This is a genomic window from Microbacterium sp. SMR1 (assembly GCF_003289625.1).
GTDB lineage: Bacteria > Actinomycetota > Actinomycetes > Actinomycetales > Microbacteriaceae > Microbacterium > Microbacterium plantarum.
In genome coordinates this window covers 81,423-102,939 of sequence record NZ_QMBN01000003.1, presented here as the reverse complement: position 1 = coordinate 102,939, position 21,517 = coordinate 81,423, and the positions used below count along the sequence as shown (strand labels likewise).

General features: G+C 65.2%; 25 protein-coding genes, 1 tRNA gene and 1 pseudogene. 15 read left to right on the top strand and 12 right to left on the bottom strand.

Features of this window, described 5'->3' with window-relative positions; translation table 11 throughout:
* Positions 1-23: 23 nt before the first annotated feature.
* Positions 24-242, bottom strand: a complete 219-nt coding sequence (locus tag DO944_RS15765; protein WP_396652023.1) for a response regulator transcription factor — start codon at positions 240-242, stop codon at positions 24-26.
* 190 nt (positions 243-432) lie between these two features.
* Between DO944_RS15765 and DO944_RS10150 the strand changes: the two genes are divergently transcribed.
* Positions 433-912: a DUF2087 domain-containing protein gene (locus DO944_RS10150; protein WP_112617076.1), complete on the top strand. Its 480-nt coding sequence runs from the start codon at positions 433-435 to the stop codon at positions 910-912.
* Positions 913-957: 45 nt separating this feature from the next.
* On the opposite strand, the gene DO944_RS10145 is transcribed toward DO944_RS10150, so the two are convergent.
* From DO944_RS10145 to DO944_RS10120, 6 genes are all read right to left on the bottom strand, one after another.
* Entirely contained in the window at positions 958-1,428 is a 471-nt protein-coding gene (locus DO944_RS10145) for a DUF805 domain-containing protein (RefSeq protein WP_258524666.1), read from the bottom strand.
* A gap of 77 nt (positions 1,429-1,505) precedes the next feature.
* Positions 1,506-2,057: a GNAT family N-acetyltransferase gene (locus tag DO944_RS10140; protein ID WP_112617074.1), complete on the bottom strand. Its 552-nt coding sequence runs from the start codon at positions 2,055-2,057 to the stop codon at positions 1,506-1,508.
* Positions 2,054-2,422 (bottom strand): SdpI family protein, encoded by a 369-nt coding sequence (locus tag DO944_RS10135; RefSeq protein ID WP_112617073.1) that lies wholly within the window; start codon positions 2,420-2,422, stop codon positions 2,054-2,056. Before DO944_RS10135 ends, DO944_RS10140 begins: the two co-directional genes overlap by 4 nt.
* 23 nt (positions 2,423-2,445) lie before the next feature.
* Positions 2,446-4,044, bottom strand: a complete 1,599-nt coding sequence (locus DO944_RS10130; protein WP_112617072.1) for a DUF4041 domain-containing protein — start codon at positions 4,042-4,044, stop codon at positions 2,446-2,448.
* Positions 4,045-4,230: 186 nt separating this feature from the next.
* Positions 4,231-4,512 (bottom strand): iron-sulfur cluster assembly accessory protein, encoded by a 282-nt coding sequence (locus DO944_RS10125; RefSeq protein WP_023954731.1) that lies wholly within the window; start codon positions 4,510-4,512, stop codon positions 4,231-4,233.
* A gap of 117 nt (positions 4,513-4,629) precedes the next feature.
* A complete protein-coding gene (locus DO944_RS10120) occupies positions 4,630-5,268 on the bottom strand; it encodes a hypothetical protein (RefSeq protein ID WP_146752031.1) in 639 nt (212 codons plus the stop codon).
* Between the two features lie 84 nt (positions 5,269-5,352).
* Here DO944_RS10120 and DO944_RS10115 point away from each other — a divergent pair.
* From DO944_RS10115 to DO944_RS10105, 3 genes are all read left to right on the top strand, one after another.
* A tRNA-Arg gene (locus tag DO944_RS10115) sits at positions 5,353-5,424 on the top strand.
* 74 nt (positions 5,425-5,498) lie between these two features.
* Complete coding sequence (locus DO944_RS10110; RefSeq protein ID WP_112617543.1) at positions 5,499-5,819, top strand: nucleotide pyrophosphohydrolase; 321 nt, start codon at positions 5,499-5,501, stop codon at positions 5,817-5,819.
* Positions 5,806-7,557, top strand: coding sequence for a DUF2075 domain-containing protein (locus tag DO944_RS10105; RefSeq protein ID WP_112617070.1), 1,752 nt, complete (start codon positions 5,806-5,808; stop codon positions 7,555-7,557). The genes DO944_RS10110 and DO944_RS10105 overlap by 14 nt, the downstream gene beginning before the upstream one ends.
* Positions 7,558-7,605: 48 nt before the next feature.
* On the opposite strand, the gene DO944_RS10100 is transcribed toward DO944_RS10105, so the two are convergent.
* Together DO944_RS10100 and DO944_RS10095 are read right to left on the bottom strand one after the other, a co-directional pair.
* Positions 7,606-8,232 carry a response regulator transcription factor gene (locus DO944_RS10100; protein WP_088380110.1) on the bottom strand — a complete coding sequence of 209 codons (627 nt, stop codon included), beginning with the start codon at positions 8,230-8,232 and terminating at the stop codon, positions 7,606-7,608.
* Positions 8,229-9,440 carry a sensor histidine kinase gene (locus DO944_RS10095; protein WP_112617069.1) on the bottom strand — a complete coding sequence of 404 codons (1,212 nt, stop codon included), beginning with the start codon at positions 9,438-9,440 and terminating at the stop codon, positions 8,229-8,231. Before DO944_RS10095 ends, DO944_RS10100 begins: the two co-directional genes overlap by 4 nt.
* 234 nt (positions 9,441-9,674) lie before the next feature.
* Between DO944_RS10095 and DO944_RS10090 the strand changes: the two genes are divergently transcribed.
* From DO944_RS10090 to DO944_RS10085, 3 genes and pseudogenes are all read left to right on the top strand, one after another.
* The gene (locus DO944_RS10090; protein WP_181574211.1) at positions 9,675-10,487 is read left to right on the top strand and encodes a CPBP family intramembrane glutamic endopeptidase; all 813 of its coding nucleotides are present in this window, start codon (positions 9,675-9,677) and stop codon (positions 10,485-10,487) included.
* 73 nt (positions 10,488-10,560) lie between these two features.
* A pseudogene (locus DO944_RS15935) lies at positions 10,561-10,662 on the top strand (DUF2510 domain-containing protein); the annotation flags it as partial.
* 48 nt (positions 10,663-10,710) lie between these two features.
* On the top strand, positions 10,711-11,577 hold the full coding sequence (locus tag DO944_RS10085) for a hypothetical protein (protein WP_258524728.1): 867 nt from the start codon (positions 10,711-10,713) through the stop codon (positions 11,575-11,577).
* A gap of 304 nt (positions 11,578-11,881) precedes the next feature.
* Here the strand turns inward: DO944_RS10085 and DO944_RS15555 are convergent, their stop codons facing one another.
* Both DO944_RS15555 and DO944_RS10075 read right to left on the bottom strand, forming a co-directional pair.
* The gene (locus DO944_RS15555; protein WP_146752030.1) at positions 11,882-12,703 is read right to left on the bottom strand and encodes an HNH endonuclease signature motif containing protein; all 822 of its coding nucleotides are present in this window, start codon (positions 12,701-12,703) and stop codon (positions 11,882-11,884) included.
* Entirely contained in the window at positions 12,700-14,385 is a 1,686-nt protein-coding gene (locus DO944_RS10075) for an AAA family ATPase (RefSeq protein WP_112617065.1), read from the bottom strand. The genes DO944_RS15555 and DO944_RS10075 overlap by 4 nt, the downstream gene beginning before the upstream one ends.
* Before the next feature lie 322 nt (positions 14,386-14,707).
* On the opposite strand from DO944_RS10075, the gene DO944_RS10070 reads away from it, so the two are divergent.
* The 7 genes from DO944_RS10070 (at position 14,708) to DO944_RS10035 (ending at position 20,265) form a co-directional block, all read left to right on the top strand.
* Complete coding sequence (locus tag DO944_RS10070) at positions 14,708-15,250, top strand: LysM peptidoglycan-binding domain-containing protein (protein ID WP_112617064.1); 543 nt, start codon at positions 14,708-14,710, stop codon at positions 15,248-15,250.
* Between the two features lie 20 nt (positions 15,251-15,270).
* Positions 15,271-15,498, top strand: a complete 228-nt coding sequence (locus DO944_RS10065) for an RNA-binding S4 domain-containing protein (protein WP_112617063.1) — start codon at positions 15,271-15,273, stop codon at positions 15,496-15,498.
* A 185-nt stretch (positions 15,499-15,683) separates the two neighbouring features.
* Positions 15,684-16,571: a sce7726 family protein gene (locus DO944_RS10060; RefSeq protein ID WP_112617062.1), complete on the top strand. Its 888-nt coding sequence runs from the start codon at positions 15,684-15,686 to the stop codon at positions 16,569-16,571.
* 7 nt (positions 16,572-16,578) lie between these two features.
* A complete protein-coding gene (locus tag DO944_RS10055) occupies positions 16,579-17,526 on the top strand; it encodes a sce7725 family protein (protein WP_112617061.1) in 948 nt (315 codons plus the stop codon).
* Positions 17,519-18,550: an RES family NAD+ phosphorylase gene (locus DO944_RS10050; RefSeq protein WP_112617060.1), complete on the top strand. Its 1,032-nt coding sequence runs from the start codon at positions 17,519-17,521 to the stop codon at positions 18,548-18,550. Before DO944_RS10055 ends, DO944_RS10050 begins: the two co-directional genes overlap by 8 nt.
* Positions 18,551-19,334: 784 nt before the next feature.
* On the top strand, positions 19,335-19,976 hold the full coding sequence (locus tag DO944_RS10040) for a hypothetical protein (RefSeq protein ID WP_112617059.1): 642 nt from the start codon (positions 19,335-19,337) through the stop codon (positions 19,974-19,976).
* A 61-nt stretch (positions 19,977-20,037) separates the two neighbouring features.
* Positions 20,038-20,265 (top strand): RNA-binding S4 domain-containing protein, encoded by a 228-nt coding sequence (locus DO944_RS10035; RefSeq protein WP_112617058.1) that lies wholly within the window; start codon positions 20,038-20,040, stop codon positions 20,263-20,265.
* Positions 20,266-20,481: 216 nt separating this feature from the next.
* Here DO944_RS10035 and DO944_RS15675 read toward each other — a convergent pair whose 3' ends face one another.
* Positions 20,482-20,649, bottom strand: a complete 168-nt coding sequence (locus DO944_RS15675) for a hypothetical protein (RefSeq protein WP_181574210.1) — start codon at positions 20,647-20,649, stop codon at positions 20,482-20,484.
* Between the two features lie 147 nt (positions 20,650-20,796).
* Here DO944_RS15675 and DO944_RS10030 point away from each other — a divergent pair, with 147 nt between their 5' ends.
* A complete protein-coding gene (locus tag DO944_RS10030; RefSeq protein WP_112617057.1) occupies positions 20,797-21,438 on the top strand; it encodes a hypothetical protein in 642 nt (213 codons plus the stop codon).
* Positions 21,439-21,517 lie beyond the last annotated feature (79 nt).

Here is a 21,517-nt window from a genome sequence, read left to right as displayed (position 1 = left end):
GCGGCGCCGTGCCGCAAACAGGCTCAGCGGTCGACGCTGACGACTCCGAGCTCGTAGGCGAGGATCAGAGCCTGTACGCGGTTGGCGAGATCGAGCTTCACGAGGATGCGGCCGAAGCGGGCCTTCACGGTCGATTCGCTCAGGTGCAGCGCAGCCGCGATCTCGGCATTAGTCAAGCCCTCCCCGACGTAGTGGAACACCTCGAGCTCGCGGGCGACAGGGCCGAGAGCGCCTCGAGAGATGCCGGTCGGCCCGTGCGCGAGAGATGCGGCATCGCCGCGTCGATGAGCTTCGCGGTAGTCCGGGGCGACACGACGGCATCACGTGCCGTGACGGCCCGCACCGCGGCCACGAGCTCGTTGGGGAGGGTGTTCTTCAGCAGGAAGCGGGCCTCGTCTTGCTGCGCGCGCGTGGCTCGGTGAGGATCGAGGGATGTCCGACTCGTCGCTGCGTCCGGTTCGTTCCCTCGTCATGATGCTCCGGAGCCCGCGGCTGCGGGTGGCCTTCGCTGAGCTGATCGGGCCGACGCCGTCGGCATCCGTCGATGGAGAGTCGGAGGCGTTCGTTCGAAGCGGCGTCGCCGAACGGACGGATGACGGCGTGCGCCTGAGCGAGAGCTTTCTGGATGACGCGCTCGCCGCGCTCGACGTTCAGCTCGGTGCTCTCGCCGTTCTGCAGGGGTCGCGGATCTCAGCGGGCGACCTCGCGCTCGACGAGCTCGACCCCGCCGTGGCGGCGGTAGCGCGCCGGGTCGTCGGCGCGGGCGAACGGGTGAGCGAGCCGGCGCTCAACGAACGGCTGAGCATGTTCGTGACGGATGCCGCGTTCTTCCGCCGTCACGCCGTCGACACCGGAGTGCTCGTGCGCACAGCCGACGGGGCGCTGTACTGGCTCGCCGATCGCGGCGAGTGACGGCGGGCAGCTTCTTGCGCGCCTCGGGTTACAGGGCGGCGGCGGTCACCTGTCGAAGCGGGCTCCGGCGGGGTTGCTCGGCAGTGCGCAGAGCACGAGGACCGCGATCCCACCGATCCCGGCGATCAGACCGAGGAACCAGAACGGACCCGCCAGGTTCGCGTCGTGCAGTCGTCGCCACGAGAGCGCGATCATCGGAATGAGGGTCGCGAGCTGCCACAGCACGAAGAGAAGTGCGCCCACGCCGAGGAGCGGTCCGGGTTCGTTCCGGCCGGTGAGTGGGTCGGTCGTCATCCCGGCGAACGCGCCGATGATCATGAACACGGTGATGGCCGTCACGACGAGAAAGTGTGCGAGGTACCAGAACCAGAATTCGCTCCGGCTCGCGCGACCCGAGAAGGTCACGTACTTCCGCCAGAAGCGGGCGAACGCCTGGCCGAACGAGGCGCCATAAAGAGGCTGTGACAGCGGGTTGGGTCCGGAAGCGGGAGCTTGGGGCGCGGCGGCGTAGGTCACAGGATCCTCCAGTGGGTGGTTCGACTCACGAGAATGGTGCGGGCCCATCCTGCCGTATTCGTGCGCTCGCCCGCGGGTTATCTCGCGAGAATCCTCTGGAATAGCCGGTGGTCCTGCCAGCGCCCGGCGATGAGCAGGTATTGAGGTGCGAGCCCGAATTCGATGAAGCCGCACTTTCTGAGCACGGTTTGCGAGGCGACGTTGTCGACGAGCGTGCCGGCTTGAATGCGGTGCAGCTGCAGCTCGTCCGCAGCGAGGCGTGAGATCTCGTTGACCGCCGCGGTCATGAGGCCGCGACCTGCGTAGCTTCGGTCGATCCAGTAGCCGAGGTTGCCGCTCTGAAAGGCTCCGCGGGTGATGGCCGAGAGTGTGATCCGCCCGATGATCCGTGATCCGTGGGCGAGGACGAGGGGGAGTGCCGTACCGGCCTCGCGGCTTGCGGTGAGCGCGGCGATCTCGGTGCGCTGGCCCGATTCGGTGGTGAAGTTCGCCGGGCGGAGGGGCTCGAAAGGTGCGAGGTATTCGCTATTCACGCGGTACGCCTCGGCGAGGGCCGCGGCATCCTCTGTGCGGAGCGACCGCAAGACGACGTCGTCGTGCAGGTTGATCTCGACGGGCGTTGGTGTCATTGCGCTGCCTCGGTTGCCGCCAGCGCCGCTTTGGTGCCGACGCGGGTTCCCCACATCATCACGACGACCATGAGTATTGCGCCCGCGAGCACCATGATCCCGAGCGCTGCCGGCGCCATCGGCACGAGAGAGGCCACGCCGATTGCGATGGACAGGTAACCGGTGAGGAGGGTCGCCCCCTTCGAACGCTCGTGGGCAGCAAGCCATGCTTCGTCGCTGGCCATGGTGGTGGGGGTGCGGATGCCGGCCAGCGAGTTCCGCTTCAGCTTTCCGGATGCCGCAGCCCGCGCCATCCAGATCAGCAGAGCACCCGAGCCGGCCATAGTGACGAACAGGACGATGCGGGGGATGATCTCGGCTTCCATCCCTTCGACCCTATCGACGGGTCTCAGGCGACGGCGATGGAGCTCCGATACTCGGCTGCAACCGGGTCCAGGGTGTACTCGAGGACCTCGACGTGATGCTCATTGAGCGCCTTGAGTACGTCTTCGGGCGTCACGCGGAAGTACTCCCGCCGCAGGTTCACCTTGTTCAGCCGTTGCTCAGCGAACTGCTGGTGCAGCATGGACTCGATCGCAACAGCGTCATCGGCGAAGAACAGCGCGTGCACGTCGAATCGGAACGGCACGGACGCGTCTCCGAGCTCGTTCACCCGGTCCATGGGGTCGAGCCGTCGCGTGAGTCCGATCTTGACGACATCGGGGCCAAAAGCACCGATGTTGCTGATCACGTATACGTAACCGGCTCGGATGTTCGCCGCGCGGTAGTCAACGTTCTCGATCGCGTTCTCAACATCGTCGAGCTTCTCGCGAATGCGCTGTGCCCCTTCGAGGTCACCCTTCGCTTCCAGGGTCGCGAGCGCGTTCGCGTAATGCGAGCGCTCCTTCTGCAGCCGCTCTTTCTCTCGCGCGAGCTCCTGCTCAGCCTTCTTCTGCTCCCGCAGTTCCTCGCGTCGTGCGCGCTCGAGCTCCTTCTCGGCCTGGGCCGCCTGGAGATGACGGCTCGCAAGTTCGAGCTCGCGCAGCCGAAGCCGGTGGTACCCGGGAGTGATGCGCAGGTCGATCATTTTGCCAAGACGCTCGACCTGATCGACGACCGTCGAGAGACGTTTGCGGGCGGCCTCGAGGTTGCCTGCTCGAACCGTCTTGACGCAGTTCTCAGCCTCGGCGTTGTAGGCCCGCAGAAGAAGCTTCGACATGTCGGCGACGAACTTTCGTCCCTTGGCGGCGCTGTTGTTGAACGTGAAGTTCTGCGTGGCCTGCGTGGCCCCACCAGCTCTAATCTTGCTCTTGATCTCGCTGCGCACGGACTCAAGTTCCGTCGCTAGCGCTACTGAGCTTTCCGCGGGATGTTCGAAATCGAAGAGTCCGAACTCCTGCAGTTCGATCTGATTGCGGAGGTCGATGACCTGGGCGGCTACCGATGCCTTCTCCTGGTGGGCCGCGAAGGCACCGGAACGAGCGCGGTCAAGATCCGCTTCTGCCCGCGCGGTCTCCGCCTGAATGCTCACTTTCGCCGCGTCCAAGTCGGCAAGCTCGCGAAGGCCGTAGCGAGCGATGAGTTCCTCGAGGCGGGCATTCTCTGCTTGGAGGTCCTGAGCGAACTTGCGGGCACCGAAGAACGGCACCTTCTGCGGCGGTGTCGACCGAGCTGGCGACAGTTCCTGCGGGGCGAGAGGCGCGCTCGGCTGTTGCGCGATGGCGGGCGCAGCTTCATTGAGGATGGGTGCGTCGACCTGCCCGCCCGTAGCGGGCATGTCATCGCTCGCGGACTCGCTGACCGTCGATTCACGGGCCGCACGCCGTGTCGTGGGCTGGCCGGGCGTGGTCGCGGCCCTGTCGGGTGTTTCGCGGACCTGCTCGCGCGTTTGAACCCCATCGATCACGATGTGGTCCGTCCAGGTAGCGCCGTCCCAGTAGCGGCTCTCGTATACTCCACCCGGGTCGGGATACCACGATGCGGGCGGCGGAGAAGTGCGATCGGTCACGTCGTTGGGCCTTTCAGATGAGACCCTTCTAATATGCCCGATGGCGGGCCATGCTCAAATTTCGCTTGTCGCCGGGAATGAATGCGCGTCGCATCCTGGACTCACTTTGCTGTCGCTCGGACAGACGAAAGCCCCGGCTTCCGCGCTGAGGATGCGGATGCCGGGGCTCTCGAAGTCTGTGGGGTGTCAGCCCCTGACGCCGAGCGCGAAGCTGATCGCGCCCTCGCCGTCGACCTGTGCGTCGAGCACGCGGTCATCCAGCGCAAGGGCCGCGGCCGGGTCGACGAAGATGCGGGCACCGTCGGCTTCGACGACGGCGTCCTCGCTGTGCGGGGCCTCGGCGAGGGAGAGGGCGAAGCCGGTTTCGGGGGAGCCGGAGTCGCTGATACGGATACCGCCCGTCTCGGCGGGGATCTGGGCGGTGAGGTTCTTCACCGCGGTGGCGGCGTTCTCGGTGAGCGTGAGCATGAAGCTCTCCTTCCGTGGATTGCTGCGGAGCCCGCCACGATTCCGAGAATCCGAGCCGAACGCAAACGTGAGCGCCGACTCCCAGGCGATTCTGAAGGTCGGCGGGCGACTACCGCGTCAGAGGGTTTTGGCGAGAACGAAGCTCACGATCAGCCCGAGCAGCAGGCAGCAGACCCACGCGGTCGCCGCCGACACGTACCAGTTCTGGCGGAGCTCGAGGCCCAGGCGATCCGGGTGATCGCGCGGGGTGCGGCGGAGGCTCCGCTGTGTGATGAGTATCGGCGGAACCATCAGCACGAAGCACAGCAGCAGACCGATTAGCTGCAGGAGCGCACTAGATGACCGTCCGCCCGGAGCGATGATCTGCCACGCCTCGGCCAGCGCAAGGGTGATGTTGCGCGGCCCGCACAGCGCGACGAGCCCCGCCGCGCCGACGACCATGACGAGGATGCGCAGAGCGCGATCCGGTGCCGTCACGGACGCTCTCGGCGGAGTGGCGCCGTGGTGCTGGTGAGCCCAGAACTCGCGATGTGCTCGCCGTCCCGCGAGCGGCCACACCGCGAGGGCGATGAGCCCCGCGAGCACCCAGCCGAGCCACTCATCGCCCTGCATCGGGATGCCGAGCGCGTCGAACGCAATGAGTCCGCCGATCCAGGTCGCCATGGTGGCGAAGAAGAAGACGAACGCGGCGAGGATCCCGACTGCCGTCCGTAGCGGCCCGCGCGCTGGCGCGGCGGCTGGGGCATCTCGGGTCACGTTGGTCAGCTTAGGGCGGGGCGCGCTGGGGTTGAGGAGGGACGGGATGCCGCGGCCCGCGGCCGTCTAGACTTGGGGTGCCTAGCCTCTGTAGCTCAGTGGAAGAGCCACTCCGTCCTAAGGAGCGGGTCGGGGGTTCGAATCCCTCCAGGGGCACCTATTACTCGCTGGCTCGCTTGTCCCGGACCTCCGAAGCCGTGAGTCGGGTTCGCCTGCGGTACCGTCACACCGTGACGAGTGAGTCGGTGAAAGAAGCGTTGTCGCAGTTTGTCGAGGAGCGTGACTGGGGTCAGTTCCACACGGCGAGCAATCTCGCCAAGAGCATCTCAATAGAAGCCGCGGAGCTGCTCGAGTGCTTCCAGTGGAGCGACGATGCCGACGAGACGCGGGTTCGAGAAGAGCTGGCTGATGTCGTAACCTACTGCACTCTTCTCGCGGAGCGGCTTGGCCTCGACCTGGACCAGATCGTTCTCGACAAGCTTGCCGAGACCCGGGCAAAGTACCCCGTCGACAAGGCGAGGGGACGGAGCACCAAGTATGACGCCCTCTGAGATTCAGGAGTTCGACCTCACCGCGTCAAACGTCCGGGCTTGGGCGTCTGAAGATGAGCGGCGGACGAATTGGCCGGTCGTGTATGTACTCGACAGCGCCGGAGCCCCGGGCCCACCGCTCGTCTATGTCGGCGAGACCATCAATGCTGCCTCGCGGATGGAGCAGCACCTGCGCAATCCGGCCAAGGCAGCGTTGCGCCGATCGCGGGTGGTGATCGACGAGGCATTCAACAAGTCAGCTTGCCTCGATCTCGAGTCGCATCTCATCCGCTGGCTTGCAGGTGACGGGCACTTCACCGTTCTCAACGGCAACGAGGGCATCATCGATGCGCGCTACTACGAGCGGGAACGGTACCGGGAGGGCTTCCGCGAGGTCTTCGAGCAGCTGCGCTCCGAGGGGCTATTTCAGCGGAGCATTCCCGAGATCGAGAACACCGATCTATTCAAGCTCTCGCCGTTCAAGGTCCTCACGCATGAGCAAGCGATTGCCGTCGAGCAGATCGTCGAGGCGCTTCTGGAAGATCTCGCGGCGGGCACCCGATCCACCAGCGTCATCCAGGGAAACCCCGGCACTGGCAAGACCATCGTTGCCATCTTCCTCATGAAGCTGCTGGGTGACATACGCGACTATGACGACGCGGATGAAGTCGAACAGGATTCCCTCTTTGCGGAGTTTTTCGTTCCTGAGAACCGGGAGTTGCTGAGGGGCGTCCGTATCGGGCTCGTCGTCCCGCAGCAGTCGTTACGCGACTCGATCAAGAAGGTCTTTCGGAAGACCCCCAAGGTCAGCGAGGAGCTCGTTCTCAACCCCTTCGATGTGGGCAAGTCGACGGTGCCGTTCGACCTACTGATCGTGGACGAAACGCACCGGCTCAATCGTCGCGCGAATCAGTCGTCGGGCATCCGAAACCGGGACTTCGCTGAGATCAACGCACGGCTCTTCGGACTGGACGACACGACCAAGACTCAACTCGACTGGGTCCGTGCGCAAAGCCGTCACCAGATCTTGCTCATCGACGAGCGGCAGGGTGTCCGGCCGGCAGATCTCCCGAGTGAGGTGCTTGACACCGAGATCAGGGACGCGCAGCGAGACAAGCGGTGGTTCCCCTTAGCGAGACAGATGCGCGTCAGGGCGGATGCCGACTATGTCGGGTTCACTCGTCAGCTGCTGCGAGGCGAGCTGCGGGCGGGAGACCGCCCTGACTTCGGCAAATACGATCTGAGGTTCTTCGACAGCGTCGCGGGCATGCAAGATGCGATCCGCGAGCGCGACCGCGAGGTTGGGCTTGCCCGTCTCGTGGCCGGCTACGCCTGGGATTGGAGGACACGAGGGAACAAACCGGGATCCGACTTCGAGCTGGAAGGGATCCCGTTCACGTGGAATCGCACTGACAAGGACTGGATCAACTCTCCCGGGTCGCTGGAGGAGGTGGGATCCATCCATACGGTTCAGGGATACGACCTCAACTACACCGGCGTGATCATCGGTAACGATTTGCGCTATGACGGACGAGTCGCGGTGGATCGCGCTGCGTACCGCGATAGGAAGGGCAAGGAGAACCTGAGCCAGCTCGGTCGGCGCACGACGGATGCAGATCTCCTCGCGCTCGTCCAAAACATCTATGGAGTCCTGCTGACGCGCGGGATTCTGGGGACGTACGTGTACGTCTGTGACCCTGGTCTCCGGGAGTACATGAGATCTGTCATCGATGTCGGCCTGCAAGCGGGCCGCGCCTGACCTGAGCGAGCGCGCCCGAGCGGTTCCCGAACGGAGCCCTGGTTGCGCTCACCTCCCGCGCGCCAACTCCAACGCCAGCGACGTCCTGTCACTGTGTCCCAGCTTCCTCAGCAGCGCCGAGACCGCGTTCTTCACGGTGCCGTGAGCGAGGTGCAGGCGCGCCGCGATCTCCGCGTTCGGTAGCCCGAGCGCGAGCAGCTCGGCGACGGCCTGTTCCGTCTGCGTCAGCTCGGGTGAGAGCGGGGGAGCGACACCGCTGTCACGGCTGAGCGCGACGCGTGCGACGCGCGGGTCGATGACCAAGCCGCCATTCAGGACCTGCCTGATCGAGTCGAGCAGTCGGTCCGGGGAGACATCCTTCAGAAGGAATCCCGCGGCGCCCGCTTCGAGCAGCGACCGGACAAGTTCCGCGTCGTCGAACGTCGTAAGGGCCAGCACGGGCAGACCCGGATGATGCACCGCGCACTCTCGGACGAGCGCCAATCCATCCAGGACCGGCATGCGCGCATCCGCGAGCACGATGTCGGGGCGGACGGTCGGGATGAGCGCGAGCGCCCGCGAACCGTCCTCCGCTTCGCCGACCACCTCGACGCCGCTGTCGGTCTCGAGGATCATTCGCAGGCCGCGACGAAGAAGCTCCTGATCGTCGACGACGAGCACTCGGATGACGCTCACGCGACTCCCGCCGGCACGCTCACATCTTCCGGGGCACCCGCAGTCTCGCCGCCAGCCCGGACGGGCAGCAGCATCGAGAGTCGGAAACCCGACGCTCCTCCCTCAACCGCCAGCGAGCCGCCGAGCTCCTCGGCCCGTGCACGCAGCGAGCGCAGGCCGAAGCCCGCAGCCGGCGGTGTCCCACCCTGGAACGCGACGCCGTCGTCGTCGAGCGTCGCCTGAATCGACGTGGCGCCGACCTCCATGCGCAGGCTGGCGGTGGCGGCATCCGCGTGTCGGATGACGTTTGTCAGACCTTCTTGAACGAAGCGGAGGAGGAGCAGTGCGTGCTCGCGTGGCAGAGAGCGCTCACCCTCGATCTCGACCGAGACAGTCAGTCCCGTGCCGCGGAAGCTCTCGGCCAGCATGCGGAACGCATCGAGGTCGCCGATCTCGCCGAGTTCGATCGGATGCATCGCACGGACGAGCCGCCGCATCGCTTCCAGGCTCTCGCCGACGACCGCTCGGGCGTGGACGACCTCGTCGCGCGCTGCAGCCGGATCGGCGACGCGGCTCGCGTAGTCCAGCGAGAGCCCGACCGCCGTGAGGCGATGGCCGAGGTCATCGTGCAGTTCGCGAGCCGTACGCTCCCGTTCCTGCGCGAGAACTAGATCGCGATCGGCGGCGTACCGTCGCTGCAACTCGGCATAAGCCGCGTCGAGCCGCGCGAGAGCATCCTGCAGATCGTCGTTCACACGCAGACTGTCTCGCAGCACGACCGCGACCGCCGCAGCGATCCCCGCGAGCACTGCCGTGCCGATGGCCTCCGCGAGCATGAACTCTGCCGGGCTTCCGCTGGCGAGATGCAGGGATAGGACGATGAGTACGAGCGCGGTCGCATAACCCCACAGCACTCTCGTCGCGGAGAACGTGACGCCGAGCATCAGCAGAGCCGCCCAGATGATGCCGTAGTAGAGGGCGCCGTTGCCGAACGACATCACGACGACGGCGATGACGGCGAACAGGGCAGCCGCAACACGCGAACGCTGGCCCGACTTGCGCCAGATGACCCAGAGGGCAACGGAGACGACCGTCAGAACCGTGACCGTTGCGGTGAGCCAGAGGGGACGGATGTCGTAGGAGTAGAGCACCATCAGAACCGGACCGGCCAAGCCCAAGCTCACGGCGATGTCGAGCAGACCGGTACGGAGAGTCGGAATGCGCGCCATGGCTTCAGCGTATGCAGGCGGAGCGGGTCATGGCGGTGACCCGAGTCACGACTTTCGCGCGGCGAGCAGTGACCGCCGAATGAACAGGACTGACCCGAGGGCGATGCCGCGTCATATACCCGCTTTTAGCTTTGCGACATGACCTCCTCACCGGCATCCAGCGCCGCACCTTCGGGCGATTTCATTCATTCACCGGGCCAGCCCCGACTCGGTGTTGGTCCGGTCGGCATCATCGTGAGAGCGGTCGTCGCGGTCGCGATCCTGATGGCGGCAAACCTCCTGGCGGGGGTGATTCCCGCCGTTGTGGTTCTGATTCCGGGGGCGGCGGAGGTCTTCGGCGGTTCGTCGCCGTGGGGGTTCGCGCTGGCCGCAGTCGTGCAACTGTCGGTGCTTGGATTCGTCCTACTCGTGCTGCGCATCTGGATGACCACGGTCGAGCGCGCACCCCTGCGAGCCGCAGGGTGGAGCTGGCGACGCAGTTCGGGCCTGTGGCTTGCGCTCGGCATCGGAGTCTCCGCGCTCACCGTGGTCATCGTCTATGCAGCGCTTCCGGCGATCGGCCCCGTCCGAGACGACGAACTTCCCGGCGGGGAACAGGATGCCGTCCTCATCAGCGCGCTACTGATCATCTACTACCTCGGGCTCGCCTTCGTGCAGCAGTCGCTGCCCGAGGAATTGCTGTTCCGTGGATGGCTGCTCTGGCGGCTGCGTGACCGCCCCGTCTTGGCGATCACGGTCACCACGCTCGTCTTCACCGCCATCCACCTGGTGTCGCAGGGCGGACAGCAATCGGTCTCGGAGCACGTGCTGTACCTCGCGCTCCCGCTCGGCTTCTCCCTGCTCGCCGTCGGGCTGCTGCTGTGGACGGGGTCGCTGTGGGCCGCCGTCGGCGTGCACGGTGGCTTCCACGTCGGCAACTACATCGCCGTGGCGGCGATGCCGGAAGTGGATGCTGTCAGCTCGTGGCTCGCTGTCGGGGGAGTGCAGGCGGTCATCGGAATCGCGCTGACAATCGCCGCACTTCGAGACGGAAGGATGCTCGCGTGACTGGCGAGGTGCTCGATAGGCGGTAACGTCCCTGTAGACGCACTGGGGCGTTGGATTTCATCTGGGGAGACGAATGTCTGGAACACCTGCCGGCTGGTACGCGGCACCGCACGCAAACAATGAACCGCGTTACTGGGACGGCTCTCGCTGGCTCGAGTCGCCGCCGCCCGTGAGCGGGCCACAGCCCTCGCCGTCACCGGCGACGGGTAACGGTTCGATCGCAATGAGCGCTGCCACTGCGACGTACACGCAGGCTCCAAACGCGCCCGCGTACCCCGGCAATGCTCCTGCGAAGCCCAAGAGTTTGGCGCTCGCGGCATTGCTCGTTGGAATCTGCGCTTTCATTATCGGCTGGATTCCGTGGTTGGGGTTGCTGCTCGGGGTCGCGGCCGTCGCGCTGAGCATCTTTGCACTGGTCAAGCACCAGTCGAAGGTGATGGGCATTTTCGGCCTCGTGCTCGGCCTCGCGATGCTCACAGGGCTGGTGATGACGATCAGCTTCATGAATGTCGTGACTGCCCCGGCAAGGCCGGTGGCTGCTGCCTCACCGGCAGCGGAGGCTGTCGAGCCGCCAGCGACACAGCAGCCGGGACCGCCGGCGGAAGAGGCGGTCGCCGAGGAATCGGCCCCGTCACGACCGGCTGCGGAGCCTGCGGCGCCGAGTGCGGACGGGTCAGCTGAACGCCCTTATCCTCAGCCTTACGTCGCTGTCGGCCTGTTCGGCGGCGAGAAGTACAGTCTCACCGGGCGAATCGTGGATGCAAACGCAGGCGGGCTTGTGAATGATTGGAATCAGTTCAACTCGCCGGCACCGAGCGGCTTCAAGTACGTCGTCGTAGAGCTCACCATGACTGGTATCGACCCTGATGGAGTGGAGCCGAGCTTGGCGGAATGGGATCTCTCGCTCGCTACGGCGGAAGGCAATCAGTACTCAAGCGAATCGGTTGTTTTCGGCGACGGGATGCCGCAGATGTGGGAGGGGCCGACCCTCTACCCGGGCAACTCCTTCACCGGCTACACGGCCTACGTGGTACCCGAGACGGCGCAATCGTTCATGCTGCATGACAACGGTAACTACATATCGTTCTGAGGTCCGTTCGACCGCGCGGCACCGCGCGACGGTGACGAGCGAGTCGATCGAGTAAGTGCGCGGTGCGCTGGTACGGCGTCGAGATCATCGCACAGACGGAGCCGCGCTGGTGTACGTCTGCCAAGGGCCGAGGTCGTGTCGATGTGCCGTGCGATTGAGCTCAACTGAGCAGGTCGAGCCGACATCAGCGTGCAGGTGTTCCGTGAGACATCGTCCTGCCATGCCGGCGCTCGTCGCTGTCGCCGTTCTGTCGCTGGGCGCGTGTTCGGGCGGTGACGAGCCGTATCCGCCGTGCGCCGTGCGCCTATGGCGCCAGTGTGGCCTCGGCGACGGCAGCGAGGTGCGCAATGACTCGCTGATCGCGAAGCGCCCCGCGCAGGAACGCGGACCGCCAGGCATTGGGGCCGGAGAGCTCCTCTTCCTCCGCGAGGCGCATCTCGAGCTCGCACCGAACAGCATCGACGGAAACTGGGAGCCCCAAACGTACACGCATCATTCGCGGCAAGCTTCCCCAGTACGAAGTGGTGCTGTTCCGCCACTCGGCACCGAGCACCGAGCCGAGATGAAAAGCAACGGTGGCGCGCCGCGCAGGCGGTAGCTCGCCATCCGGGACGGCGTCGAACACCAGCGCGTCGAGGTCGGGGCCGAATTCCACGTGCCAGAGCGGAAGGGACGCCCAGGTGTCGTAGTACGGGTGGATCAGGCGCTCATCGGGGGCCGTGCCGCGATAAGTGCTTCCTTTCGCGTCGCTGTTACAGTACGGGCATGCTGGCACGAGGTTCTCTCGTACGACGGAGAACTCGGGAAATTCGCCACGGGGTAGCGCGTGATCCACCACTCCTGTGCCGCCCGACCCACACATGGGGCAGGAGCGATATCCGCCCGCGGGCCTGCGAATCTTGGCAATGTCGCCGTACCTGCGCCGACGATCGTAAAGGACGTACAGCTCTTTTGCCTCAGTCTGGGAGAACGCGGCGGGAGTGACCTGCCACGGGTCGCCGCCGGCAGTGCGATATCCGGCTGCGGCGGCCAACCACCGATGCAGATAACCGCTCCATCCGGCCAACTGGCATTCGTGATGAATGATCGCGTCGCCGGCACCGGGCGGCAGCGGCAGATGATTCACTTCGCACCCTTCTCGGCGACGCGCTGCGCGAAATACGAGAGCGTCTCGGCATTAAGGTCTTCGCGGAAGCGCTCGCGGAAGTCCGCGACTGTGGCACCCGGCGATTCGGCCAACCATTCGTCGAGCACCTGTTGAAAGCGATGCTTCGTCGATACGTCGCCGAAGACGAAGCTTGAGATGCTGTCGATGCTCGCTCCGAAGGTCTGCAATCGAGGCGGATCCATCGTGATCTCGCCGTCACGGTCGTGACGCACGATTCGCACGCGGCGTGCCGGAACCTCCCGGACGACATACACGGAATGGGTGGCGATCAGAGCGATCGAGTGCGATGCTTCGAGTAGCGCGTCGAGGATCGACATGAACGTCGAGACGTAGTGCGGGTGCAGGTGTGTTTCCGGCTCATCGAAAATCAGCAGCGAACCGGTGCGCAACGAGCCGATGGCCTGCACCGCGAAGCGCAGGAGTGTCTGCTCGCCGCTGCTCAGGTCGCGCGCGCGGCCGGCGACGATCGCCTTGGGTGGAGCGTTCTCGATCATCCGTGCGTGCAAATGCAACCGTCGCTGTTCATTCCATCTGTGGAAGAACGGGAGGTATAGCCTTCCTCCAACGGCGATTGCTGGCGGGAGTGCGTCCGCATCCGGCGGGACGGCCTTCACCTCAACATGAAGCTCGTCACGAATGCCAAGCGGCTCCAGCACGGCGTCGAGGACATCTATCCCGCCCCGCGCACCAAGACCTTCGACCTCACCCGCCGAGCGCAAGCAATCAACGAGCGATCGAGCCAGATCATCGTCCGCTCCGGGCGGATGGCCGACCATGCGGTGATACCTATAGTCGAGACCGCGCCAAGGCGGGACCTCGGCGGGATAAGGGTCCGACACTGTCGATGAGAAGACGAGCACTCGCGACACACGCGGGCGGGGCTCGAAAGAAGCGGGATGCTGGAGGGCCGCAGCATTCTCGTCGGGTGCGGTCTGCAGGCCATCGATGAGCGAACGGAGGAACCGGGTCTTGCCGACGCCGTTCTGCCCGACGAGAACGAGTGACCGCCGCGCCAACGGGAAGTCCGAGCCGAAGTCTGCGTCGAGGATGTGCGCGCCCCTCATGCCCGGCAGTTGCGCCGACGCTTCGAATGAGCGTGCAGCGTCGTCAACGTCGGCGGCGCCGGTCGGCGTAAGGTAGCGTCCGCCCTGCCGGTAGGCGGTCCAGGTGGCGTCGTCGCGCAGCACGCCCTGCGCGAAGTCCTTCGAACGAGAGAGCTGGAGCATGGGCTCGTCAATGCCCTCGAGCTCGGCGACGACGAGGTCACGCATGCGGCGAAGCGCCGAGACCGCATGCTCAAAACCGAGGCGTTCGACGAGCGTGCGGTATCCCGCTGCCTCACCCAGGATCGACACGAACGGCTCTTCGATCTCGTCGAATGCGATATACGGACGGCCGCCCAGCAGTCGCGTCGTCGCTGGCCCGGTGCTCGCCGAGTCGGCGAACATGAGACGTACCGAGACGGCGGAGTTGTTCGATCGGGTGAAGTGCAGCGCGGCACGGAACGAAGTGGAGAAGTCGTCCCAGCCATCGATCACCGGTACGACGACCAGGGCCGGCTCGGGGATCGCCTTGCTCGCGAGCTCGAGTTCACGAGCAAGATAAACAGGGATGCTGGTCTCTGCGGGTATCGACGGCATGGGTGTTCTGGCGCTCCGTGTCTCGAGATGGTCGGCGGCGCGATCCCGGCGACTCTCGAAGCCTAGCGATGATTGCGATCACGAAAGCTGCGCTGGCTGAGCGCACGGCGTCGGGGTCCAACGACATCGCGTTCAATACCCGTAACTCGACCTGCCACACCGTCGGGTGCCCGACCATTCGACCATCTGAACGGCCGGCACCTGGGAATGATTGGATGGTAGGCCGCGGTGGTCTCGGTTGAGCGAAGCGGCTCGCGGCACTAAGCGTGATTCTCGTTCGAGTCGGCGCGGGAAAGTGGAGTGTCCGATAGCCTCCTCAGCAATGAACAAACGCGAGGGAATTCTGCTGTGCGCCGCCGGGCTAGCGGTCGCCGGTCTTGTCGCATTGGCTATGCCGGCCGTTTCGGGGCTCGCAGATTCGATGAGCGCGGACTCTGATTCGAACGTCCGGCCGACAGCGGCCCCGTCGGTGAGCCCGCGGTCAGACACCGTCGTAAAGATCACCACACCACTGGACGGCCAGGACGGCACGGTCGAGTACCAGGACACCGGCGGAGTCAGTATCTCCGCGAAGGGTCCGGGCGACTGCCCGATGTGGGCCGCGATCCATCCCTACGACGCATGGAATCCTGCGGCGCGGCTCGGTGAGACGATGACCGACCTCGGTCCGACCGCCTACGCATCTGGCGAGGTCCGGCTGGATAATGAGGGCGAGATCTCGACGTACACGGTGGCGTCCGGCGACACGGCGTGGGGCATCGGTGATCGCCTGTGCATCGACTACGTCACCGTGATGGCATACAACGGCAAGTTCATGTCCCAGGTGGAGATCCAGCCCGGCGACATCCTGGTCCTGCGCCCGTAGCGCTCGGCTAGCATTTCCGCATGGCTGAAACTCCCCGGATCATCGACGTCTCGATCGGGAGCGACGGCATCCGCCTCGGGCAGTTCATGAAGTTCGCGGGCCTGCTCGACTCCGGCGGTGATGTGAAGGAAGCCATCATCGACGGCTTCGTCACGGTGAACGGCGAGGTCGACCGTCGCCGCGGACGCCAGCTGCAGCACGACGACATCGTCGTCTTCGATGGACGCGGGGCTCGGGTTCGTCCGTAGCGCCGAGGTTCCCCTCGCGAGGGGCCAGCGCGGCCGTTCTTAGGGGCCGACGGTCGCGGTGACGGTCGGGCGCGGGAAGTCCGACGTCTCCGGGGGGGTGGCGTTCCATCCTCGGTGTCGGAGCCCCCGATAGAATCGATCAGCAGCGAGGCCGTGGGTAAGGGTTACGTGGAAGGGGGCTGTCGATGAATCCCGGGAAGTCCGAGTTCGCCGCCCTCACGCGCATGTTCTCCGCGGCCGTTGTGCGCGAGTTCGGCCGTAGTGGACGCTCGGAACTCTTCGCTCGGCTTCTGGCCCAGTCCGGTGTGGCCTCAGCGATGCCCGGCGATGCCACAATCGGTGATGTCTTCGACCACGCATTCCGCCTGCTGCGCTCTGTGGGAAACAGAGACGAGTACATCTACCGTTCCGCGATCACCCAGAAGATCCTGCTCGGCCAGCACAGCCTGCGAACCGCGTCGATGCTCAGCGAGGCTCGCGTCGGCATCTGCAAGGCCGACGTCGTCGTCCTCAACGGGACTGCCACCGCTTACGAGATCAAGTCTGAGCGTGACTCCCTGGCCCGGCTGCCCAACCAGGTGGCCGCCTACGGTGAAGTGTTCGCCGCGGTGAACGTAGTCACCAGCCCCTCGCACGTCGCGCACGTTCTCCGTCTCGCCCCGGAATGGGTGGGCGTCATCGCACTGTCGGAGAAGTTCACCCTGCAGGTCGAACGCCCTGCCGTCGTCGACGCGGCGCGCGTTGACCCCATCGCCGCACTGGACTTCATCCGTGTCGACGAAGCGCACCAGATCCTCCGGGCACTTGACTTCGTGCCGCCGAACGTGCCGAACACCCAGATGCGTGGCGCGCTGCGGGAAATGTTCCGCTGCCTTAACCCTGAGGACGTCCACGCCCAAATGGTCACGACGCTCAAGGCCACCCGCTCCCAGAGCGCAGCATCGGACTTCATTAAAACAGTCCCGATGTCGCTGCGTGCTGCCATGCTAGCTGTGAAGATGAACGGAGCGTCGGAGAGGAAACTCCGGGACGCGACGAGATTGCCAGTTCCCGCCGCCCTCGCTTGGAGTTGACCCCCCGATGTACCACCCCTACTTTCGAGGTAAGCAGTTCGAGCTCATCGCTCTGCGTGAGAGCGCAGCTCTCATCGCGGACGCGGGCTTCGTTCCCATCATCGAACCCGTGCGGGAAACGCTGACCGGCCTCGAACGCGCGCTGGGTGCGCTGACGGACGCGGGGGCGCGCGCCATCGTGATCGTCAACCCACGGCACGGCGATATGAAGGCCAACGGCACCAGTATCAGTTCCCTCCTCGGACGGAACTACCGCGGCAACGACGCAATTTCAGCCGGCGCCCTCCTCCTCAGCGACACACCGGTGGAGGCTGCCCAGTCCCTGATCGACAGTCACACGGCTCACACGCAAGCCATCATCCACGCGGGTTTCACTGAGCCGAAGGCGCTGATTTCGATCCTCGGCGACCGGATGTCGAGCACGACGAACGTTTTCATCGAGGAACAGGCCAGCACCCTCTACCGTCGTCACTTCCAGAGCAGTGCGAGGGTGCTCATCAAGGACGGATTCGAACAGCGTAAGAACGCCGACTACGGGCCTATCGACCAGTTCTCCGACCTGCACGTCACTTATGGCGACTTCGGAGTGCAGGGTTACGGCGACTTCCTCACCGTCGGGGACCGGTACAGCGAAGGAGGAGGGCCTGCGTACGCGGTCGCGATCCACTTGACCTTCATCGACCCGGATAAGGACGATGCGATGTTCGTCTACCATTTCAAATCCGACACCAACGACACGCCCACCGACCCCGCCGGCAAGTTTGTTCAAGCTCTGAGGAAGCTCATTGCGAGGTACGACTCGGGGGACTCGAAGCTGCTGAACACCTCCGCCATGCAGGAATTCCGCGTCCTGCACGAGACCGGCCACTTCCCTGGCCTCGGCTACGTCAAGAAGCTCTCCATTCGCCACCACCTTGAGACACTCGCCGACTACCAACGCGGGCAAAGTGCCTGACCGGTTTTGTTGCGCGGAATGCTTCGGCGACACTCACCTGCGGGACAACTTCTTCGCTGATCCTTCTGTAGGAACCGGCACCTGCTGGTATTGCAGGACGGAAGAGACGGCGCTCGTCAAACCGACGGACCTACGTGAGGCGTTCGAGGTTCTGGTCGGTGTCTACGAAATAGTCGACGATGGTTTGTCCCTGCCGGAGATCCTCCGCCGGGACTGGGCTCTGTTCACTCACCCTGTGATGGTAGACGACGCGCACGCGAAGGATCTCCTCGCCGACGTTCTCGATAGTGGTGACCTTTTCCGGAAGTCCTTCGGCCCACCTAGCGGATATGACACGGAAAACCTGACGAAGTGGGATGACCTGCGCGCCGAGATGATGCACGGCAACCGCTGGTTCCTGAGTAAGGAGATCGACTACGACAGGCTGCGCTACCTGTTCAGCCTGCTCATCGAAGATCCCTCCACGCTAAGCGAAAGTTGGCACCGCGCCCGCATCATGAACGATGACGTGGCTTACGCGATCGACAAGATGGGGGCGCCGCCGGCCGCCTACGCCGGACATGGTCGGGCGAACCCTGCAGGGATTCCTTACCTGTATCTTGGGTCCTCTCCGCGCACTGCCGTTTCCGAAGTTCGTCCCCACACGGGCGAGGCAGCCTGCGTAGCGGAGTTCACCATTCCAGAGCTAAAAGCTGTCGATCTCCGGCAGCCGCGGGAACGGATATCACCATTCGGGTTAGAGGATGAAGCCGTGGTTCAATTACTGGCCGACATTCCGTTCCTCGAACGCCTGGGCGACGAACTCACCCGTCCCGTTCTACCCAAGAGCGCACCGTTCGAGTACGTCCCGAGCCAGCACCTTTGCGAATTCATCAAGCATTGCGGCTACGACGGCGTCGTCTATCGGAGCTCCGTGAGCGACGGCATCAACATCGCACTTTTCCACCCAGATGTGGCGGATGGCGTGGCCGTGCGCCAGTATGCGGTCAAGCAGCTAGAAGTGCACGTCGCCCTGGCAACCTGACAGCGGACGACACAGCGCATCGGTGCGCGTTGTGTCGCGTAGGGCTCGTCGGTCGATGGGGCGTCGCCCTCGAACCGGCCGCCGACCCGCGCGACCCCGGTTCATCAGCTCGGTCCCAGGACGCAGCTCGCGAAGAGCCAGGGGATCCGGATCAAGCTCACGAGCACGCGTACTGTTGCCTCCGTGCATCAACGGACGCGATTCTGATGGCCCTGGTGCCAATACCCTTTGACCCTGCGCCGTAGACGTCCGTCAGGCGTCGACGCCGAAGGCCCGCAGCAGCGGGGCACGCGGGATCATTCTGCGCGGGCCGAACTGAATCGTGGGGATGGTTTCGCTCTCGATGCCGAGCTCGATTGCGCGGCGGCGACCATGGCGTGCACGATAAAGTTTGCCTCGATCGCGCCACTTCCATCGCTATCCGGTCGCCCATGGAGCTGCCGGCCACGTCGACGTCCCTTGATTCCGCGTCGCGGATGAAGTCTTCGACGGCGATCGTCAGCGTGGCGACCTGGTTTCGCCTACGAGCGGCGCGGACTCGCCGCACCCAGGGAGGCCGACGGCGATGACCTCGCGCTCAGCCGCCAGCGCCGGGATCACCGGTGCTCAGTTGCCGACGCTGGAGCCGAGCCCATGAACCAGGAGCAACGGCTTGCCGGAGCCTCGCCGAGTCGAGTGCAACATGGTCTCACCGTAAGCCGGAGGGGTGCGGCAGCTGACACTGTCGCGAGGTCGGTGTCGAGCGCATACGCGTCCGCGAGAGCGCCGCCGATAAGGTCGACGCATGTCGTCACGCATTTTCCGTGTAGCGGTGCTCTCACTCCTGCTGGTGACGGTGAGTGGCTGCGCAGATCAGATCGATGGCATGGACTCGTCCCCGCCACCGACCGACTCCCGCAAGACTCCCGAGCCCAGTGCCCTAAGTCCGACGGTGCAGCCGGGTGTCACGCCGCCCCTGGAGCGGGCCGCGCTCCCGGACTGCTCAAATCTCATGGGCATCGAGCAGGTGCGTGTGTCCGTCAACGACGATCGGGTCGAAGGCCCGCATCCGCTCGAGGTCATCGAGGCGCCGGACGTATTGGGGCCTGCAGCACAAGACGCGTTCGACACCGCGGCGGATGTGGTGGGTTGCACTTACGGCATTCCTCAAACGGACGGAGGCTTCTCCGTCATGGTTCTCGACATCGACGAGGAAGCGGCATCGGAGCTCGTCAGCGCGCTGGCTGAATCCGACGAATATGAGCACACGACGCGCGGCGAGATCGCCATGTTCTCGAAAGGCATCCCGGAAGGCCTAGGTACATACCTGGGATACGCATTCGCCGACGACGTTTGGGCGATCGTCCACGGCAGCATGGTTGGCCCCACGACTTCCGTCAATGTTGCCGCAGACGCCGTCGCTGCCGCGTTGGCGCGAGTGGCGTAGACAAGTCAGCGCCGTGGTGGTGGTGATCCTCCGGGCATCGTCGCTCGACTAGCCTTTCCCCCTGCCCGATTCCACCCGGATCATCGACGTCTCGATCGGGAGCGACGGCATCCGCCTCGGCCAGTTCATGAAGTTCGCGGGCCTGCTCGACTCGGGCGGAGACGTGAAGGAAGCCATCATCGACGGCTTCGTCACGGTCAACGGCGAGGTCGACCGCCGCCGCGGACGCCAGTTGCAGCACGACGACGTGGTCGTCTTCGGCGGGCGCGGGGCTCGGGTTCGTCCGTAGCGCTGAGACCCCCTCGCGAGAGGCCAGCGCGGCCGTTCTCATGTGCCGACGGTCCGAGTAGCGGTCGGGCGCGGAAAGTCCGACGGCAGGACAGGCGGTGCATCGTCGTTCCCGCGACCGAAATCGGCGGCCCCGCGGACCACGAACGTCACGATGCTCGTGACGTTCACGATGGCTCCCGTGATGAAGCCGGGCTCGTGAGCTGGCGGGGTGCAGTCATCCGTCGCTGTGACCGCTCTTCTCGCGCGTCCGGCTCCGCTTCTGATGCAGCCAGTACAGCCCGCCGCTCGAGATGATGATGGTCGCGAAGGTGACGAAAGTCGTGACGGGTGAGTCGGGAGGGAGCACGTTGCCGAGAACCACGATCAGGGTCAGGAGAGCCAAGACGGATGCCGACCATATGGTCCAGTGCTTCCTCATGCGCCCTCCCCATGGTTGACCTCGATGCTATCGATTCGTGTTCGTCGTTCGAATGGCCCACTTGCGCCTCGCCTCGCCAGCACCCGCCCCGAGCTGCGCCAAACTGGCCGCATGGAACAGTTCCTCGACGCTGACGTTCCCGCGGGACGCGAGGCGGTCGCCGGCATCCCGCTCCCGCCGTTCGCGACGGCCGCCGACCACCGGCGGTACCTCGACATGTTGCAGCTCTACCTCGCCATGCTCGATCCCGGAGCGCCCGCGACCAACACGGTCATCCTCAACGAAGCTCTCGCCGCTGAGCGCAGGAGTGTGGATGCCGGACCTCTCAGCCCGCTCGCACTGATCGCGAGCCTCTCGTCGTTCTTCCCCGCGCCCTGGACCCCCGACGCCCTCGCCGCAGCCCTCGCAGGTCGCATCGGCGCACCGGTGCGCCACCGCGATGCGTGGCGGTGGATGGGTGACCCCGACTTCTCCGCGGTTCCGCGGACGGACGGCGGCTGGGACATCGTCCGCCACGAGCGCGGATCGTTCTCGAACGGGGTCCTCGCCCACGACGGCGACCTCGTGCTGCTGTGGATGGACCACTTCCGGTCGCGGTTCCCCCTGCCCTTCGGTCACTCGTACGATCGCGCCGACGCGGCTCTGCTCGCCCCCGCGGTCCGCGCCGCTCGCCGCGCACACGACGTGAACACCGCCTATCCATACCTGGTCACCTGGCGCAGAGAACGCGACGCGGCGCTCGGCGAGGGCTAGACGCCCACCCGCCGCGACCGCGAATCGACACAGGCGTCGTTCCGGCTCACGGGTTCACGTCCCGTTAGCCACCGGTCAC

Coding starts and splice junctions, on each gene's coding strand:
- DO944_RS10095 (WP_112617069.1), bottom strand. CDS start 9,440: ATGGCGCGCATTCCGACTCTCCGTACCGGTCTGCTCGACATCGCCGTG.
- DO944_RS10140 (WP_112617074.1), bottom strand. CDS start 2,057: ATGACACCAACGCCCGTCGAGATCAACCTGCACGACGACGTCGTCTTG.
- DO944_RS10105 (WP_112617070.1), top strand. CDS start 5,806: ATGACGCCCTCTGAGATTCAGGAGTTCGACCTCACCGCGTCAAACGTC.
- DO944_RS10040 (WP_112617059.1), top strand. CDS start 19,335: ATGTCGTCACGCATTTTCCGTGTAGCGGTGCTCTCACTCCTGCTGGTG.
- DO944_RS10075 (WP_112617065.1), bottom strand. CDS start 14,385: ATGCCGTCGATACCCGCAGAGACCAGCATCCCTGTTTATCTTGCTCGT.
- DO944_RS10150 (WP_112617076.1), top strand. CDS start 433: ATGTCCGACTCGTCGCTGCGTCCGGTTCGTTCCCTCGTCATGATGCTC.
- DO944_RS10070 (WP_112617064.1), top strand. CDS start 14,708: ATGAACAAACGCGAGGGAATTCTGCTGTGCGCCGCCGGGCTAGCGGTC.
- DO944_RS10065 (WP_112617063.1), top strand. CDS start 15,271: ATGGCTGAAACTCCCCGGATCATCGACGTCTCGATCGGGAGCGACGGC.
- DO944_RS10085 (WP_258524728.1), top strand. CDS start 10,711: ATGAGCGCTGCCACTGCGACGTACACGCAGGCTCCAAACGCGCCCGCG.
- DO944_RS10135 (WP_112617073.1), bottom strand. CDS start 2,422: ATGGAAGCCGAGATCATCCCCCGCATCGTCCTGTTCGTCACTATGGCC.
- DO944_RS10055 (WP_112617061.1), top strand. CDS start 16,579: ATGTACCACCCCTACTTTCGAGGTAAGCAGTTCGAGCTCATCGCTCTG.
- DO944_RS10125 (WP_023954731.1), bottom strand. CDS start 4,512: ATGCTCACGCTCACCGAGAACGCCGCCACCGCGGTGAAGAACCTCACC.
- DO944_RS10030 (WP_112617057.1), top strand. CDS start 20,797: ATGGAACAGTTCCTCGACGCTGACGTTCCCGCGGGACGCGAGGCGGTC.
- DO944_RS10060 (WP_112617062.1), top strand. CDS start 15,684: ATGAATCCCGGGAAGTCCGAGTTCGCCGCCCTCACGCGCATGTTCTCC.